Annotated in this window: 14 protein-coding genes; 9 read left to right on the plus strand and 5 right to left on the minus strand. The window is 65.8% G+C overall.

All coding sequences use genetic code 11. The features are described 5' to 3' along the window. The first annotated feature begins 63 nt into the window (after positions 1–63). From ACSMEV_RS19455 to ACSMEV_RS19465, 3 genes are read left to right on the plus strand one after another with little or no spacing between them, the layout of a single operon-like run. Positions 64–1,002, plus strand: coding sequence for a hypothetical protein (locus ACSMEV_RS19455; protein WP_459206587.1), 939 nt, complete (start codon positions 64–66; stop codon positions 1,000–1,002). A gap of 19 nt (positions 1,003–1,021) precedes the next feature. Further along, entirely contained in the window at positions 1,022–3,616 is a 2,595-nt protein-coding gene (locus ACSMEV_RS19460) for an RHS repeat domain-containing protein (protein WP_459206588.1), read from the plus strand. After that, on the plus strand, positions 3,613–6,054 hold the full coding sequence (locus ACSMEV_RS19465) for an RHS repeat domain-containing protein (RefSeq protein WP_459206589.1): 2,442 nt from the start codon (positions 3,613–3,615) through the stop codon (positions 6,052–6,054). Before ACSMEV_RS19460 ends, ACSMEV_RS19465 begins: the two co-directional genes overlap by 4 nt. 18 nt (positions 6,055–6,072) lie before the next feature. Here ACSMEV_RS19465 and ACSMEV_RS19470 read toward each other — a convergent pair whose 3' ends face one another. After that, positions 6,073–6,993, minus strand: coding sequence for an iron-sulfur-binding ferredoxin reductase (locus tag ACSMEV_RS19470; protein WP_459206590.1), 921 nt, complete (start codon positions 6,991–6,993; stop codon positions 6,073–6,075). A 228-nt stretch (positions 6,994–7,221) separates the two neighbouring features. Here ACSMEV_RS19470 and ACSMEV_RS19475 point away from each other — a divergent pair, with 228 nt between their 5' ends. Then, on the plus strand, positions 7,222–8,745 hold the full coding sequence (locus ACSMEV_RS19475; protein WP_459206591.1) for a fumarate hydratase: 1,524 nt from the start codon (positions 7,222–7,224) through the stop codon (positions 8,743–8,745). A 206-nt stretch (positions 8,746–8,951) separates the two neighbouring features. Here ACSMEV_RS19475 and ACSMEV_RS19480 read toward each other — a convergent pair whose 3' ends face one another. Continuing rightward, positions 8,952–9,542, minus strand: a complete 591-nt coding sequence (locus tag ACSMEV_RS19480; protein WP_459206592.1) for a GNAT family acetyltransferase — start codon at positions 9,540–9,542, stop codon at positions 8,952–8,954. 115 nt (positions 9,543–9,657) lie between these two features. Between ACSMEV_RS19480 and ACSMEV_RS19485 the strand changes: the two genes are divergently transcribed. After that, the gene (locus ACSMEV_RS19485) at positions 9,658–10,056 is read left to right on the plus strand and encodes a ketosteroid isomerase-related protein (RefSeq protein ID WP_459206593.1); all 399 of its coding nucleotides are present in this window, start codon (positions 9,658–9,660) and stop codon (positions 10,054–10,056) included. 44 nt (positions 10,057–10,100) lie between these two features. On the opposite strand, the gene ACSMEV_RS19490 is transcribed toward ACSMEV_RS19485, so the two are convergent. Further along, positions 10,101–11,252: a phospholipase D-like domain-containing protein gene (locus tag ACSMEV_RS19490; RefSeq protein ID WP_459206594.1), complete on the minus strand. Its 1,152-nt coding sequence runs from the start codon at positions 11,250–11,252 to the stop codon at positions 10,101–10,103. Position 11,253: 1 nt separating this feature from the next. After that, positions 11,254–11,835, minus strand: coding sequence for a YceI family protein (locus tag ACSMEV_RS19495; protein WP_459206595.1), 582 nt, complete (start codon positions 11,833–11,835; stop codon positions 11,254–11,256). Between the two features lie 248 nt (positions 11,836–12,083). Between ACSMEV_RS19495 and olsB the strand changes: the two genes are divergently transcribed. Both olsB and ACSMEV_RS19505 read left to right on the plus strand, forming a co-directional pair. Then, the gene (gene olsB, locus ACSMEV_RS19500) at positions 12,084–12,839 is read left to right on the plus strand and encodes an L-ornithine N(alpha)-acyltransferase (protein WP_459206596.1); all 756 of its coding nucleotides are present in this window, start codon (positions 12,084–12,086) and stop codon (positions 12,837–12,839) included. Beyond that, complete coding sequence (locus ACSMEV_RS19505; protein WP_459206597.1) at positions 12,839–13,627, plus strand: lysophospholipid acyltransferase family protein; 789 nt, start codon at positions 12,839–12,841, stop codon at positions 13,625–13,627. The genes olsB and ACSMEV_RS19505 overlap by 1 nt, the downstream gene beginning before the upstream one ends. 51 nt (positions 13,628–13,678) lie before the next feature. On the opposite strand, the gene ACSMEV_RS19510 is transcribed toward ACSMEV_RS19505, so the two are convergent. Then, positions 13,679–14,269: an acyl carrier protein phosphodiesterase gene (locus tag ACSMEV_RS19510; RefSeq protein WP_459206598.1), complete on the minus strand. Its 591-nt coding sequence runs from the start codon at positions 14,267–14,269 to the stop codon at positions 13,679–13,681. 146 nt (positions 14,270–14,415) lie between these two features. Between ACSMEV_RS19510 and ACSMEV_RS19515 the strand changes: the two genes are divergently transcribed. Next, entirely contained in the window at positions 14,416–14,718 is a 303-nt protein-coding gene (locus tag ACSMEV_RS19515) for an ArsR/SmtB family transcription factor (RefSeq protein WP_459206599.1), read from the plus strand. 42 nt (positions 14,719–14,760) lie between these two features. After that, on the plus strand, positions 14,761–15,810 hold the full coding sequence (locus ACSMEV_RS19520) for an alkene reductase (protein ID WP_459206600.1): 1,050 nt from the start codon (positions 14,761–14,763) through the stop codon (positions 15,808–15,810). Positions 15,811–16,060: the final 250 nt, after the last annotated feature.

Genomic DNA, 16,060 nt, shown 5'->3' on the forward strand with positions numbered 1-16,060 from the left:
TGTAGCGCGCCGCGTTGGCGCCCTTGCCCTTCAATCGACGCTCCCCTGTATGGAGCGTTCCCCATGAGCATCAGTGCAACCCAGTGGCTCAGCCGCTTGCGTGTCGACATCATCTCCAACTCCAACCGCGTCTATGCCAATGGCCGGCAACAAGTGGCGGTAGCCGTCAGCCTGACCCCGCGCGACGGCCAGACGATCAGCGCCGAGCAGCTCGACAGCGTCACCCTGTTCGAGATTGACGACGACGGTCAGTATCGCTCGCTGGAGCACGAACTCGTGGCGCATCCCACGCGCGACCCACGTTTCGATTACTTCAATGCCTCGGGTAGCGCGCCGCACCCTGTGCTCGACGCCAGCAGACAAACCCGGCGCCGTACCTTCTACCTCAGCTCGACGCGCCCGGGCGGCTCACTGAGCACAGTCTACGCAGGGGTGTACATCGATGCACAAACCCTGTTCGTGACCGATACCGCACCGTTCAAATCGTCGATCGTCGTCGAGTCGGTGGCACCACCCACAGCGCACCGGTCGATGTTCGCCTTGGCCATACAACCCAAGGAAACCTACAAAGAGGCCTCGGACAGTTACTGGGACGACGAGATCGAAGAGCAGATCGGCCTGTTCGGTTTCGCCGCACCAGGGCAAAGGATCGTCGACAGCATCGCCCACGGTACGGCTGCCGAAATACCGTTTTACGAGCGCCATGGCTGGGACAACGTGTTGATTTCCTTCGAACTGACCAACGACTACAGCTCGACCACCACGATCACCGTCTATCAGCCCGACCGATACGTGGACCAACACGGCTCCAGCCCCAGCCCCCACCACATGGTCCTGGACCTCTACCACCGGCGTTTCTACCGAAAGCATCGCAACGACCTGAGGTCCGATGTCAGCGCATGGACACTGATCGACCAGCATGGCAACGGCTATCGGGTCGATTTCCTGGCGCTCGCGGACGGCAGATCGGTCGACTTCCGCATCATCGACAACGAGCGCTGAAACGGCCCTGGAGGTTCACATGCCGACACTGCATACCCAGGCCAGCAACTTCACGGACTTCGTGAAGACGGGCGTCGATGCCCGCACCGGCCAATTCACGCTCGCCCTGGCCCTGCCCTTGCCGCCCGCCAATCAGCTCGCTGGGCCGGCCGCGTCTTTGAGCCTGTCGTTCAGTACGCTCGCCAGCACGATCGACCAAGGCTACGGCCTGGGTTGGAACCTGGGGTTGTCGGAGGTGGACCTGGACCAGCACAACCCTCGCTTGAGCCTGGGCTCGGGCGACCGCTACGCCATCGACCTGTCCGGTTCGGGAATGGCGGTCGGCGAGTCGCTGCGCTTTCTCGACCTCAAACTCGAAACCGTCATCGTCACCTGGCAAGACGACGCCAGCTTGCGAGTGGACAAGAAGTCGGGCGAAAGCGAAGTGCTGCGCAAACCGCACAGCGACAGCAGCCGTTACCTGCTCAGCGAACTGCGCTCGCCCGAGGGCCGCCGGCTGTACTTCGAGTGGCAACCGTTCGGTGACGGCGGTTCCACCTTGCAACAGGTGCGCGATGAACGACGCACCCTGCTGGAGCTGGCGCACAGCGATGACAAAGTGGTCATCACCCTCAATCCACAGACCTCGGCGGCGGCAGTGATCGAGTTGCACCTGAGCAACCAGTTGCTGACCCATGTCTACCTGCCGGAGGTGCCGCAGCCCGTTGCCATCGAATACGATGCGATCGCCTCGGGCACTGCCCAACTGTACCTGCCCGTCAAGGTGCAAAGCCCTTTGGGCGCGTGCGACATCCTGCACTGGGCCACCGATGAGGACGCGCACCGCCTGCCAACCGGCGCGCCATTGCCCAACCTGCCCAGGGTCAGTACCTGGCTGCATTCGAGCGGCATCCCACACAACGCGCTCGACCATGCGTACACCTGGATCGGCGAGCATAATTTCCTGGGTTATGGCAGCGATCAGGCGTTCGACTGGCAGTCGGGACGCGACAACCTGTATCAGGTCGACAGCGATTACCGCTATCAAGTGGTCGAAACCCTGAGCGATGGCGAGGGGCGGCCACTGGGGCGCATCGAACGGGTCTGGGATCGCTTCCACCTGCTGGTCAGCGAAGCGCATCGTCTGGGCGATTGCGAAGTGCTGACCACGACCCGCCACGGCATGGACCCGACCCTCGACTGGGCGCAGCAGCCGCCCTGGTGCCAGCTGCCCCACGAGGTCTGCACCACCTACATCGACCATGCGCACACTGACGCTAGACGCAGTGAGACCACCACGTATCGCTATGACGCCTTCGGCAACATCGTGCAGATGGTGTACCCGACCGGCATCGAGGAGCTCAGTACCTACTACCCAGCGGCGGGCGCCGAGGGTTGCCCGGCCGATCCGCTGGGCATGGTGCGCTGGCTGCGCAAGAAGGTCGTGCGCCCCGCGCAACCGAGCAGAGGCGCGCCGACCCTGAGCACGACCTACTCCTATCAGTCCGTGGCGTCCCTGCTCGAGGCTGCGGCCGACCATGTAGTCATCGCCAGCGAAACGCTGCTCGACGAGGAAGACGAGCGGGTTCTGGAGCACAGCGCCTATGCCTATGTGTCGACGCCGGGGCCGCACTACGGTCGTTTGCAACAAACTGCGGTAACGCTCAACGGCAAGACCACGACGACCCGTTGCGACTATCTCTTGGGCGAGGAGGAACTGGTGACCACCCTCACCACCCTCGGCTTCGAAGACGATGAATCGACCCGCTTGAGCAAGGCCTCGGCGCAGGCGCTGCTTAGCGGCCAGACTCTATGGGAGCGCAGCGAAAGCGCTAGCCTCACGCGCTATGCCTACGACTCGATCGGACGCATCGTACGTACGACCCATGCAGCCGACAGCCCTTATCAAACCGAGCAATTGGCCCGTTACCACCTCGGCGACGAGATCGCCCTCGCCTTGCAGGCCGACAACTGCCTGCCATCCCTGGTCGAGCACCTGGATGTGAGCGGACGCTGTCGGCGCCAGTGGCTCGATGGCGACGGCCGCGTGCTCAGGATCGAATTGCAAGACCTCGATCACGCGCCAGACCGCTTCCGTGAAGTGTCGCGAACCGACTACGACGCGCTGGGCCGAAAAATCCGCGAGACCGTGCAGGACTGGGTCGGGGAGGACGAAACCGCTGCGTTGGCGCTCACCTCTACCCAGCACTTCGACGATTGGGCGCGCATGGACCTGAGCGTCACCCCCGACGGCGTGCACAATCACCTGCGTCACGACCCGGTCGCCCTGTGCAGCGAGCAGTGGCAAAGCCACGGCGACTTGCTCGGCCCGCGGTTGCAGACCCTCTTCAACGTGGCCGGCAGCCCCATCGAGCAACGCCAATTCGACACCGACGGCCACCTGGTCCGTAGCCTCGTCCTGCTACGCGATGGCCTGGACCGAATCGTCGAGGAGCAGGTGCTCCTTCCTGGCAGCGCACCACGGGTCACACGGATGCGCCATGACCACTATTCACGCCTGGTCGAGAAACGTCTGGCGGACGGCACCGTACTGAACTGGCAGTTCGCAGCGCACAGCGACGGCCAGCACCCCGAATCGATCACGCTGACCGCAGCTCAGGAGGTAGCACCATGAACCCTTCGATGACAGTGCTTGGTAGGCAAACCTTCGACGGCCTGGGCCGTCCGTGCAGCGTGGAGATCGCCGGGCGCCTCACCCACTACGCCTACCTGCCGGGCCAATTGCCACCGCAGTCCAATACCCTGGCCGATGGTCGACGCGTGGCATTCACCTACGAGCCGCACCTGGGCGACGCCCTGCTCAGCAGTGAAGCCGAGGGGCAACCGATCGAGCGCCTGGCCTATCACCCGACCTTGGGCGTCCCCATCGAGGCCGAAGGCGAGCTGGGCACCCGCCGCTGGCAATTCTCGGCCGGCGGCCGCATGCAAACGGAACAATGGCAAGTCGAGGGCGAGGACCACTTGACCCGCTGGCAGCATTCGCTGGGCGGGCGACCCTTGAGCCTGGTAGACAGCGCAGGCACGCGCCATGAACGCCAATACGATGCGCTCGGTCGGATCAGTGTGTTGACCTCGGGCGCTGTTCGAACCCACTTCACTTACGATGCGTTTTCCCGCCCAGGGACCATCACCAGCCAGGACACGACATCCGACAAACGCTTGAGCAGGACCTTCGGCTACGACGCCATGGGCCGTCCATCGTCCATCCTGTTCAGCGCCATGGCCGAGGGCGAACCCCATACCCTCGAGCAGACCCTGGAATACTCCGGGCTCGACCAACTGGTCTCGCGCCGCTGGTTCGAGGCGCAGCAGCCGTGTGGCGAGGAACGTTTCGAATATGACGCGCGCGGACGCCTGACGCATTACAGCGCCACCCCGGAGGCCGGTGTACAGGACCCGTTCGGCAACCTGTTGGTCGAACAGCGCTTCACGTTCAACGCCTTGGATGGCTACCGCGAAGTGCTCAGCCTGTATGCCGACGGCAGCCAGGACCATGCCCTGTTCAGCTATGCCGAGCACGACCCCAGCCAGCCCGTGGCGATCAGCCACAGCCACCCGAGCTGGCCGGCACGCATCACCCTCAGCTACGACGCCTGCGGCCGCCTGATCGCCGACAGTCTAGGCCGACAGCTCGAATGGGACGCACAGGGGCGCTTGCGCAAGGTCACGCTGGGCGGGCGAAGCTGCGAGTACCGCTATGACACCAGCGGCCGCGTCTGCGACAGGCTGGTCGATGGCGAGCTGCGGCGCAGTTTCTTCAGCGGGGCGCAACTGACCCACGAACGCCAGGGCGAGCACTGCCTTGCCCTGCACGGCGACGACCAAGGCCTGTTCGCCCTGACGCGTATCGCCGAAGGGGTGCGCCAGGCACGCTTGCTCGGCTGCGACGTTCAGGGCAGCGTTCGTCTGCAATTCGACGCAAGCGCCGAGCGCTGCATGTACAGCGCGCACGGCGTCACCGGCCTGGCCGAGGCCAATCTCCCCTTCGGCTTCGCCGGCGAACGTTGCGAGCCGCTGACCGGCTGGTACATCGCCAATGGCTACCGCCCCTACGACCCTTTGTTGATGACTTTCCTCACCCCTGACAGCGAAAGCCCGTTCGGCCGCGGCGGCATCAATGCCTATGCCTATTGTGGCGGTGACCCGGTCAACCGCACCGACCCCGACGGCCACAGCTGGATCACCTGGACCGCAGCCGGTATCGGTCTGGGGTTGGCGGCCATCACCACGGCCGCTTCGCTGGGCAGCGTGCTGCCTGCCGTCGCGGCGCTGGCTGGCGGTGCCGGGCTCAACATCACAGCGGCGCTGGCCGTCAGCAGCGCGGCACTCAACGTCGTCTCGCTGGGTACCGGGGCCGCTGCGCTGGCGCTCGAAGCAAGCGGTAGGGATCAGCAGGCGGCCGGCGTGTTGGGCTGGATCTCGCTGGGCAGCGGCATCGCCGGCGCCTTGACCGGCATGGCGCCGAGCGTGATCCGCAGTGCGGTGCGGCTACGCAACGCCTCGGGTCAGGCAGCCAGCCGGGCGACCGGCTTCAAGCCGTACAGCATCGGCCCGGGAGGCAACACGCGGCCTGCCAGCGTGCTGTTCGGCACCGGCCCGCGCAAGGAGGACGTCGCCTTCATCCCCAGCCTGTTCGGCGAAGGCAATGCCGCACTGGTGACCCATGGCAACCTGCTGGGCGACTTGATGAACACCCAGGGCCTGGCCGACAAGGCCGCCAACGTCGCACGCAGCGTGCTGGTGCCTCGACTGGCCGAGATGGGTTACGAGCCGGGACGCAAGGTGGTGTTGCTGTCGTGCTGGGGCGGCAGGAGCGGCGCGGCGCAAAGCATCGCCAACGTGCTGGGCAGGCCGGTGGAAGCCTATGACGAAATGCTGTTCATCCGCAGTGTGGCCTCGTTGCAGACGGCCCGATCGGTGGGGCCGACGCTCCAGTCGACCAACGTCCCCATGTACCAGGCGCCGCTGTGGAGCCGCTGGTTCGACAAGGCCCACTTCGCCAATACCAACAAGTACCGCCTCGCCTCACCCAAGCTCTACCTGCCGCAATAGCCCTGCGTGCGCCCTGCCTCAGGCATGTTCGACGAAGCTGTCGGCCAGCACCTGGTTTCTGGGCACGCCGGCGATGAACAGCCGGTGTGCGAGACGCTCGACGAAGGCCGGCGCTCCGCACAGCAAGGCGAGGGTCTGGCGGGAAGCAGGGCGCAGACTGGCCAGCGCCGCGTCGAGATCTGTATGCAGCAGGCAGACGCTGTCGATGCCGGGGGTGCGTTGCAGGACAGGCGCCAGGTAATGGCCAGCCGCGTCGTGCGCCACGTGCAGCAAGGTGATGCCTGCCTGGTGCCCCTGGCGCAGCGCTTCCCGCGCTACGCCCCACAGGGGCGCCAGACCGGTGCCCGCGGCCAGCAACCAGAGCGGCCTGTCCTGCCAGTCGGGGTCGTAGTGCAGCGCGCCGCCGCTGAGCTCGCCCAGCCCTACCCAATCACCGCTTTTCAAGCAGCGTGCACGGTCGCGAAAGGCCCCGGAGTGCCGACAGTCGATGTGAAACTCCAACGCATCGTCCTCCCCTGGCAGGCTGGCGAGCGAATAGGGTCGTGCCACCGAGCCCAGCCACAGCATCAGATGCTGCCCGGCCCGATAACGCAATGGCCGCTCGGGCCGCAGGCGCAGACGCAACACATCGCCCAGCCAGTCGGCCGCATGCACGTGCGCGGGCTGGCCGTCGCGCGCAGGGTCGAACACGGCGACGCGCAGGTCGCCGATGACTCGGCATTGGCAGGCCAGGCGCCAGCCGTCCAGGCGCTGCGCGGCGGACAGCGCATCGGGACGGGCATCGCCCGGCTCGCCTTCGAGGCAACGCACCAGGCAGGCATGGCAGCTCCCGGCGCGGCAACTGTAGGGCACGTTCAGACCCTGCTGGTTGAGGGCGTCGAGCAGGTTGCTGCCGTCGGGCACGGACCAGCGGTGGGTGCCGGCGCAGAGTTCGGGCATGGCCAATGGTCTCCAGTGACAAGACGCACAGCATGGCACGAGTGCGTGGCAAAGGCTGCCTGGCGAGGCGATGGGCGCGGATGTTTCACACAGACAGGTGCGCTATAATGCCGCGCCTTTTTCCGTGGCGGCCCGACCAGCCGACACTTCCTGCAAGGCGCTTCGGCCCGCTGCACCCGACCGTCGAAGGCCTTACGAATGTTCCCGTCCTAGAGAGGAGCGCGCTGCATGACCGTGATCAAGCAGGACGACCTGATTCAGAGCGTCGCCGATGCCCTGCAATTCATCTCGTACTACCACCCCGTCGATTTCATCCAGGCGATGCACGAGGCCTACCTGCGTGAAGAGTCGCCCGCCGCGCGCGACTCCATCGCCCAGATCCTGATCAACTCGCGCATGTGCGCCACCGGCCACCGGCCGATCTGCCAGGACACCGGTATCGTCACCGTGTTCGTGCGCGTGGGCATGGACGTGCGCTGGGACGGCGCCACCCTGAGCGTCGACGACATGATCAACGAAGGCGTGCGCCGCGCCTACAACCTGCCGGAAAACGTCCTGCGCGCCTCGATCCTGGCCGACCCGGCCGGTGCGCGCAAGAACACCAAGGACAACACCCCGGCGGTGATCCACTACTCCATCGTGCCCGGCGACAAGGTCGAAGTGGACGTCGCAGCCAAGGGCGGCGGTTCGGAGAACAAGTCGAAGATGGCCATGCTCAACCCGTCCGACTCGATCGTCGACTGGGTGCTCAAGACCGTGCCGACCATGGGCGCCGGCTGGTGCCCACCGGGCATGCTCGGCATCGGCATCGGCGGCACCGCCGAGAAAGCCGCGGTGATGGCCAAGGAAGTGCTGATGGAATCCATCGACATCCACGAACTCAAGGCCCGCGGCCCGCAGAACCGCATCGAAGAGATCCGTCTGGAACTGTTCGACAAGGTCAACCAACTGGGCATCGGCGCCCAGGGCCTGGGCGGCCTGACCACCGTGCTCGACGTCAAGATCATGGACTACCCGACTCACGCCGCCTCCTTGCCGGTGTGCATGATCCCCAACTGCGCGGCCACCCGCCACGCGCACTTCGTGCTCGACGGCTCCGGCCCTGCCGAGCTGGAAGCGCCGTCGCTCGATGCCTACCCGGAAATCGTCTGGGAAGCCGGCCCGAGTGCCCGCCGCGTCGACCTCGACAGCATCACCCCGGAAGAAGTGGCCAGCTGGCAACCGGGCGAGACCATCCTGCTCAACGGCAAGATGCTCACCGGCCGCGACGCGGCGCACAAGCGCATGGTCGAGATGCTCAACCGCGGTGAGGAACTGCCGGTCGATCTGAAGGGCCGCTTCATCTACTACGTAGGTCCGGTCGATCCGGTCGGCGACGAAGTGGTCGGCCCTGCCGGCCCCACCACCGCCACGCGGATGGACAAGTTCACCCGGCAGATCCTCGAACAGACCGGCCTGCTGGGCATGATCGGCAAGTCCGAGCGCGGCCCGACCGCCATCGAGGCGATCCGCGACAACAAGGCCGTGTACCTGATGGCAGTCGGCGGCGCCGCCTACCTGGTGGCCCAGGCCATCCGCAAGTCCAAGGTGCTGGCCTTCGCCGAGCTGGGCATGGAAGCGATCTACGAGTTCGAGGTCAAGGATATGCCGGTGACCGTGGCCGTGGACAGCAAGGGTGAATCGGTGCACATCACTGGGCCTGCGCTGTGGCAGGGCAAGATCGCCCAGAGCCTGGCGGTGGAAGTGCAGTAAGCGCAGGCATCGCGAAAGAACCGCGCCCTCACCGGTGCGGTTTTTTTTCGCCTGCGTATCGCGCCTTGCGCCCAAGTCGCGCCGGACAGTGGCGACAGGGAAAGCCTCTGGCCCTTCCCCGCGCTTGGCGTACGTGGGCCGTGTACGGGTCGGCAAGGATCGAGACAATTGCCGGGCCGTCATCGGGTATCCGTTGTGACGGTAGATCAGGCCGGCAACGCCTTGACCCAGAACGATACGATCTTCTCCGACGCTTGGGCCTCGTCCAGGTCGCGCCAGGCATGACGGGTGCGCAGCGAGGGTTCATGGAGGAAGCCGCGATTGCGCCAGAAGCCTTGCAGAGGCTTGTAGTCGGTAGGTCGCAGCGGGTGCCCCGAGGGCCGCTCGACTGCGCAGAACGCGCAGTAGTCGAACTCGGCCAGCTTGTGCGCGTAGGACTCGCGCTCGATGAAGAAGCGCACCCCCAAGCCTTGGTTGCGGTACTCGGGCAGCACCAGCGACCCGCCGAAGTAGTACACCGCGTTCGGATCGCGGCCATGTTCGAGGAACGGCTGCTGGAACTCGGCCGAATGGTCTATCAGCGGCAATCCGGTGGAGGCGCCCACCACCTGCCCTCGATCCAGGGCCAGCACCAGCAGGCTGCGACCCGAGCGGGCGTAGCCGGCGAGGTAGTCGGTTTCGTATGCCAGGGAGCCGTCGTAGAGGTAGGGAAATTCGCGGAACACCGTCAGGCGCAGGCGAGCGAGGTCATCGATGTAGGGCGCGATCGCGGCGCCATGCAGCAGGCGGATTTCCATGCGAGTTGGTGGTTTTCCCGATGTGGATGGCGCGCTCGGCTAAGCCGGGCCTGAAGGGAAACCCTATCATCCGGTCGTTGCCCCGCCCTTTCCCGTACACGACAGGAACTTTGCCATGACCGCTACGGACCTTGTCCATGCCTACTACGCCGCGCTCGATGCCGGCGATTTGCCTAGCCTGCTCGCGCTGCTCAACGAAGACGTGATCCACGACATCGACCAGGGCGAGCGGCAGATGGGCAAACGTGCGTTCGCCGCCTTTATGGACGAGACCAACCGCTGCTACCGCGAGCGCTTGGACGACCTGGTGGTGATGCAGAACGCCGAGGGCAACCGCGCCGCCGCCGAGTTCACCGTGCACGGCCAGTACCTGGAGAGCGCCGAAGGCATGCCGGCGGCCAAGGGCCAGACCTATGTGCTGTCGGCCGGCACGTTCTTCTACATCCACTGCGGCAAGATCGCCCGGGTCAGCCACTACCGCAACCTCAACGACTGGCTCGAACAGGTGAGCTGACGCGCGTGAGCGTCAGGCTGGCGCTGCGGCGTAGGTCGGCGCGTTTAACTACGGCGGTCGAACAGGTTGGCCACCAAACGGTCAAGCCAGCCCCACAGTCGCTGCTTGACGCGTCGCCACAGGGGCCGGGCGCGCCAGCCGGCCAGGTCGACCTCCAGGCTGGAGGCGAAATCGCGCTGGAAGCTGGCCGCCACCTGGGCGGTGAGCACCGGGTCCAGGCTTTCGATGTTGGCTTCGAGGTTGAAGCGCAGGTTCCAGTGGTCAAAATTGCAGGAGCCGACACTGACCCAGTCGTCCACCAGCACCATCTTCAAGTGCAGGAAGCACGGCTGGTATTCGAAGATCTTCACCCCCGCGCGCAGCAGCCGCGGGTAGTAGCGGTGGCCGGCATAGCGCACTGCCGGGTGGTCGGTGCGCGGCCCGGTCAGCAGCAGGCGCACATCGACCCCGCGCTGGGCGGCGCGGCGCAACGAGCGGCGCACGCCCCAAGTGGGCAGGAAATACGGTGTGGCCAACCAGATGCGCCGCTCGCCGGTGTTCAGTTCGCGCACCAGCGAACGCAGGATGTCGCGGTGCTGCCGGGAATCGGCGTAGGCCACCCGACCCAGGCCATGGCCCACCGGCGGCGTGCGCGGCATGCGCGGCAGCCCCTGCTCCGGGCGCCAGGCGGTACGCCGCTGGTTGGCCTGCCACTGGCGGTCGAACAGGGCCTGCCAGTCGCTGACGATGGGGCCTTGCAGGGTCACCATCACTTCGTGCCACTCGCTGGTGGCTTCGTTCGGCACCCAGAATTCGTCCGTTACCCCGGTGCCGCCCACCACGGCCCAGGTTTGGTCGACCAGCAGCAGCTTGCGGTGGTCGCGGTACAGATTGCGCACGCCGCGCCGCCAATGGATGGGGTTGTATTCGCGCAGGTCGACCCCGGCCGTCAGCAGTCGCTGGCGCAAGGGACGGCCGAAGGCCTGGGCGCCATAGCCGTCGAACAGGCAACGTACCCGCACGCCACGCCGCGCCGCTGCTTCCAGGGCTTCCACCACCGCCTCGGCACAGGCGCCCGCCTCGACCAAGTACAGCTCCAGGTCGATTTGCGCCTGCGCGCCGGCGATGGCCTCGAGCATGGGTGGAAAGAACGCGGGGCCGTCGATCAGCAGTTCGAACTGGTTGCCTTCGCGCCAGGGAAACACCGGGCCGGGCATGTCAGCGCGCCGTGAAGATCAGCACCGCATTGACCGGCACCGACGGGTTGATGGCCTTGAGCTTGGCGAAGGTGCGCAGGCGCTCCAGGCCAGGCAGCAGGTCGTAGTCGGCGGCACGCAGCACCAGCGGTTCGAGGGTCACCACCTGGAAGCGGCGCTCGTCCAGGCGCGTGGCCAACAACGGCGCGTCGTAGGTGTGCGACTTGCCGTGCATTTTCACCGTCACCGGCAGGCGCAACTCGATCTGCGCGCCGTTGGCCAGGTCGTTGAGCGGTTGCAGGTCGATCTGCGTCTTCACCGTGGCGTCGGCGAATCGCTTCACTTCGAACAGGCCGTCGCGCATCTGCTCGTCGAGCAGCGGCGTGCCGCTGCTGACCGAGTCCATCTCGATGCGCAGGCCGGCCACGCCTTTGCGATCGACCGCACCGTGCAGCACCAGGAAGCGGTGCACGTCGACCTGCTCGCCGTTCTTGCCGGTCACGAACGACACGCGCGACGACTCGCCGTCCAGGTGCCAGTTGGCGTGGGCGGGCAGGCAGAACAGCATGCACAGGGCAGGAAGCAGACGCGACAATCTGAACATGTGGGATCTCTGCAAAAGATCGCAACATTACCCGGCCATCCACAGGGCAGCAAGCCGCACTCCCTGCTCCCCTGCGCAGCTCCCGCAGACGCTGCGGCCTTCTCCCTGCGCCAGGGCTCGGCACCGCGCCGACCTGTCACGCAAGCATCACCAAAGCTTCATGGCCGTGACACCGCCTCTGCCTAGCCTGACCTCGCCCCCTACACCGCCGCCCGACCGGCCGCCCGGCTGGCACATGGAGACGCGTCATGACCTGCATCGCCCGTTCCGCCGACACCGCCCCCGAACGTCGCCTGCACGCCGAGCGCCTGATCGGCACGGCCGCCCTCGCCGAGGCCCAGGCCCTGCGTTTCGAGGTCTTCAGCCAAGCCTTCACGGCGCGCCTGCATGGCGCCGAGCACGGCCTGGACAGCGATGCCTTCGACCCGCACTGCCAGCACATTGGAGTGCGCGATCTGGCCAGCGGCAGACTCGTCGCCACCACGCGCCTGCTCGATCACCGAGCCGCCACCCGCCTGGGACGGTTCTACAGCGAAGAAGAATTCAGCCTGCACGGGCTGCGCGAGTTGCAGGGACCGATCCTGGAGCTGGGCCGTACCTGCGTACATCCGGCCTATCGCAACGGCGGCACCATCGCCGTGCTCTGGAGCGAGTTGGCCGAGGTGCTCAACGAGGGCGGCTACCGCTACCTGATGGGCTGCGCCAGCATTTCCATGCAGGACGGCGGCCTCCAGGCCCACGCGGTGATGCAGCGTCTGCGCGAGCGCTACCTGTGCACCGAGCACCTGCGCGCCGAACCGAAGAAGCCTTTGCCGAACCTGGCCGTGCCGGGCAACGTCATCGCCGAACTGCCGCCGCTGCTCAAGGCCTACATGCGCCTGGGCGCGAAGATCTGCGGCGAACCCTGCTGGGACGAAGACTTCCAGGTCGCCGACGTGTTCATCCTGCTCAAGCGCGACGACCTCTGCCCGCGCTACGCGCGCCATTTCAAGGCCGCCGTGTAATGGGCCGCCTGCGCATCGTCATGCGCTTGGCGCGCCTGCTGCCGGTGCTGGCCCTGGGCGGTGCCATGGCCGCCGCCATCGCCCTGGCCGAGCGGCTGGGCCTGCGACCCTCGCTCGCCCGGCGCCAGCGCTGGACCCAGGCCTTCATGCGGCGCTTGGCAGCAGCTCTGCCCTTCGATGTGGAAGTCACTGGCCAATTGCCAAAGCGGCCCATGCTGTGGCTGAGCAACCATGTGTCGTGGACCGACATCCCCTTGCTGGGCATGCTCATGCCGCTGTCGTTCCTGTCCAAGGCCGACGTGCGCCACTGGCCGCTGGCCGGCTGGCTGGCGAGCCAGGCCGGAACTTTGTTCATCCGCCGTGGCGCGGGTGATGCGCAAGGCCTGCGCACGCAGATCGGCCGTCAATTGAGCGCCGCACGGCCGCTGTTGATCTTCCCCGAAGGCACTACCGGCACGGGCCGAGCATTGCGCCCCTTCCACGGTCGTCTGCTGGCGGGCGCGATCGACACCGGCACACCGGTGCAGCCGGTTGCCATCGAATACCGACGCAACGGCGCGCCGGACGACGTGGCGCCGTTCGTGGGCGAAGACGAGCTGCTCGGGCACCTGTTGCGGCTGTTGGCGCTGCCGCGCGCACAGGTGCGCATCCACCTGCTCGAACCGATCGCCAGTGCCGGCGTGGAACGCGCCGTGCTGGCTTGGCAGGCGCAGCAGGCAGTGCAGCAGGCACTGTTCGGACGAACGTCGAATGCCGTCAGAAAACGCTCACACGCCTGCGCGGCCTGAGCGGCCTGAGCGGCAGAGCCAGACGTGCCCCTGGCGCGCTGCAAGCCAGGGTCAGGCTTGGGGCGTTTCGGCCTGCACCTGCGCCACGAACGCCTGCAACTGCGGATAGAACGCGTGGAAATCGTCGGTCAAAGGGGCGTACAGCGCCTGCAACTCGGCACTCACACCCAACAGCCCCTCGGGCCGCGACAGGCGCCGGGCGATCCCCCTGAACACCTGTTCCAACACCGGAAAATCCGCATAGCTGCCCAGCCAGTCGTCCGCCGCCATGGACGGCGCCATGCGCGCCAGCCGTTCGGGCAGCGCGGGTTCGGTGAGCAGCACGCCGTACACCCGGTGAGTGAATTCGCCCAGGGGTCGGTCGGCGTAGGCAGACCAATGCCGCGCCAGGCAATGGTCGAAGAACACGTCCAGGGCAATTCCGGCGAAGCGTCGTCGCTCGCGGGGGAAGCGATCCAGCGCGGCGCGCACCAAGGGATGGCTGTCAGTGAACGAATCGATACGCCGGTGCAAGCGAATCGCTCGCTCCAGCACTGGCGGGAAGCGCCCGTGCAGGTCGCCTTTGACGAAATCCCCGTACAGACTGCCGAGCAGTTGCTCAGGCGCGTCGCCGCCAAGATGAAGATGGGCTAGGTAGTTCATGGCGGCAGCTTAGCATTTATATCGTTATAACCCGATATAGCGATTTATTTGGAACTTGGTGCGGATCGGTATTTCCATATCGATATACAACGATTTATATTTCGTCACATTCCGATATTTAGTAAAGCCGATACGAGTCCGTTGCCGTGCCCCTCGATCTCGACGACATCATCAAAGCCCTGGCCCACCCGGTACGCCGCGACATTCTCGCCTGGCTCAAAGATCCGGCCATGCAGTTTCCCGACCAGTACCACAGTACCGAGCATGGCGTGTGCGCCGGGCAGATCGACCAGCGCTGCGGGCTGTCGCAATCGACCGTCTCGGCGCACCTGGCCACCTTGCAGCGCGCGGGTCTGATCAGCAGCCGCAAGATCGGCCAATGGCACTTCTTCCAACGCGACGAAGCCACGATCGAGACCTTTTTCCAAGCCTTGGCCGAGCAGCTTTGACGCATGCATGTCCACCCCCTCCCACGCCTCGAAGGTAATCCCATGACCACGCTGTTCGATCCCATCACCCTAGGCGACCTCGAGTTGCCCAACCGCATCATCATGGCGCCGCTGACCCGCTGCCGCGCTGACGAAGGCCGCGTGCCCAATGCGCTGATGGCCGAGTACTACGTGCAGCGCGCCAGCGCCGGCCTGATCCTGAGCGAAGCGACGTCGGTCACGCCCATGGGCGTCGGCTACCCACAGACCCCCGGCATCTGGAACGACGAACAGGTACGCGGCTGGAGCAATGTGACCAGCGCGCTGCACGCCGCCGGTGGGCGCATTTTCCTGCAACTGTGGCACGTGGGGCGCATTTCGCACCCGCTGTACCTCAATGGCGAGCTGCCAGTGGCGCCGAGCGCCATCCAGCCGGCCGGGCACGTCAGCCTGGTCCGCCCCTACGCCGACTTCCCGACCCCTCGCGCCCTCGAGACCGAAGAAATCGCCGACATCGTCGAGGCCTACCGCGTCGGTGCCGAGAACGCCAAAGCCGCCGGCTTCGATGGTGTGGAAATCCATGGCGCCAACGGCTATCTGCTCGACCAGTTCCTGCAGTCGAGCACCAACCAGCGCACCGACGCCTATGGCGGCTCGCTGGAAAACCGCGCACGGCTGCTGCTGGAGGTGACCGATGCGGTCATCGGCGTATGGGGCGCGGGCCGTGTGGGCATGCACCTGTCGCCACGGGCCGACCTGCACGACATGGGCGACGCCGACCGCAGCGAAACCTTCACCTACGTGGCGCGCGAGCTAGGCAAGCGGGGCCTGGCGTTCATCTGCTCGCGGGAAAAAGAAGCCGCCGACAGCCTCGGCCCACAGCTCAAGGAAGCGTTCGGCGGCCCGTACATCGTCAACGAGAAATTCGACAAAGCCAGCGCCAATGCGGCCCTGGCAGCCGGCACCGCCGATGCGGTGGCCTTTGGCGTGCCCTACATCGCCAACCCGGACCTGCCCGAGCGCATGGCCAAGGACGCACCGCTCAACGAGCCGCACGGCGACACCTTCTACAGCCACGGGCCGGTGGGTTACATCGATTATCCACGGCTGTAAGGCGAAACGCGCAGGCACCAGTCGAGCGCTTGCCTGACGCTCGCCGTTTGCCGGCAAGCGGCGCCTGAGGTTATCGAAACGACTAAGCCATCTTTTCGGGCACCGAGAAGATGGCTTCTTACGTGAATCGTTTCACCCGCGTAAAAATCGGATAAAACGCACCAATGGAGTCGATCAAGAACAAAAAAGCGTAATTGGTACACTCGTTCAGATTTGTACAAACTGCCACTACTTGTAGAACTTTACCCAA

This window comes from Pseudomonas sp. MLB6B, assembly GCF_054508135.1.

Bases quoted from the DNA above. Each gene is read 5' to 3' on its own strand.
- ACSMEV_RS19505 (WP_459206597.1), top strand. From the start codon at position 12,839: ATGGGCCGCCTGCGCATCGTCATGCGCTTGGCGCGCCTGCTGCCGGTG.
- ACSMEV_RS19480 (WP_459206592.1), bottom strand. From the start codon at position 9,542: ATGGAAATCCGCCTGCTGCATGGCGCCGCGATCGCGCCCTACATCGAT.
- ACSMEV_RS19455 (WP_459206587.1), top strand. From the start codon at position 64: ATGAGCATCAGTGCAACCCAGTGGCTCAGCCGCTTGCGTGTCGACATC.
- ACSMEV_RS19510 (WP_459206598.1), bottom strand. From the start codon at position 14,269: ATGAACTACCTAGCCCATCTTCATCTTGGCGGCGACGCGCCTGAGCAA.
- ACSMEV_RS19470 (WP_459206590.1), bottom strand. From the start codon at position 6,993: ATGCCCGAACTCTGCGCCGGCACCCACCGCTGGTCCGTGCCCGACGGC.
- ACSMEV_RS19490 (WP_459206594.1), bottom strand. From the start codon at position 11,252: ATGCCCGGCCCGGTGTTTCCCTGGCGCGAAGGCAACCAGTTCGAACTG.
- ACSMEV_RS19495 (WP_459206595.1), bottom strand. From the start codon at position 11,835: ATGTTCAGATTGTCGCGTCTGCTTCCTGCCCTGTGCATGCTGTTCTGC.
- ACSMEV_RS19475 (WP_459206591.1), top strand. From the start codon at position 7,222: ATGACCGTGATCAAGCAGGACGACCTGATTCAGAGCGTCGCCGATGCC.
- ACSMEV_RS19460 (WP_459206588.1), top strand. From the start codon at position 1,022: ATGCCGACACTGCATACCCAGGCCAGCAACTTCACGGACTTCGTGAAG.
- olsB (WP_459206596.1), top strand. From the start codon at position 12,084: ATGACCTGCATCGCCCGTTCCGCCGACACCGCCCCCGAACGTCGCCTG.
- ACSMEV_RS19520 (WP_459206600.1), top strand. From the start codon at position 14,761: ATGACCACGCTGTTCGATCCCATCACCCTAGGCGACCTCGAGTTGCCC.
- ACSMEV_RS19465 (WP_459206589.1), top strand. From the start codon at position 3,613: ATGAACCCTTCGATGACAGTGCTTGGTAGGCAAACCTTCGACGGCCTG.
- ACSMEV_RS19485 (WP_459206593.1), top strand. From the start codon at position 9,658: ATGACCGCTACGGACCTTGTCCATGCCTACTACGCCGCGCTCGATGCC.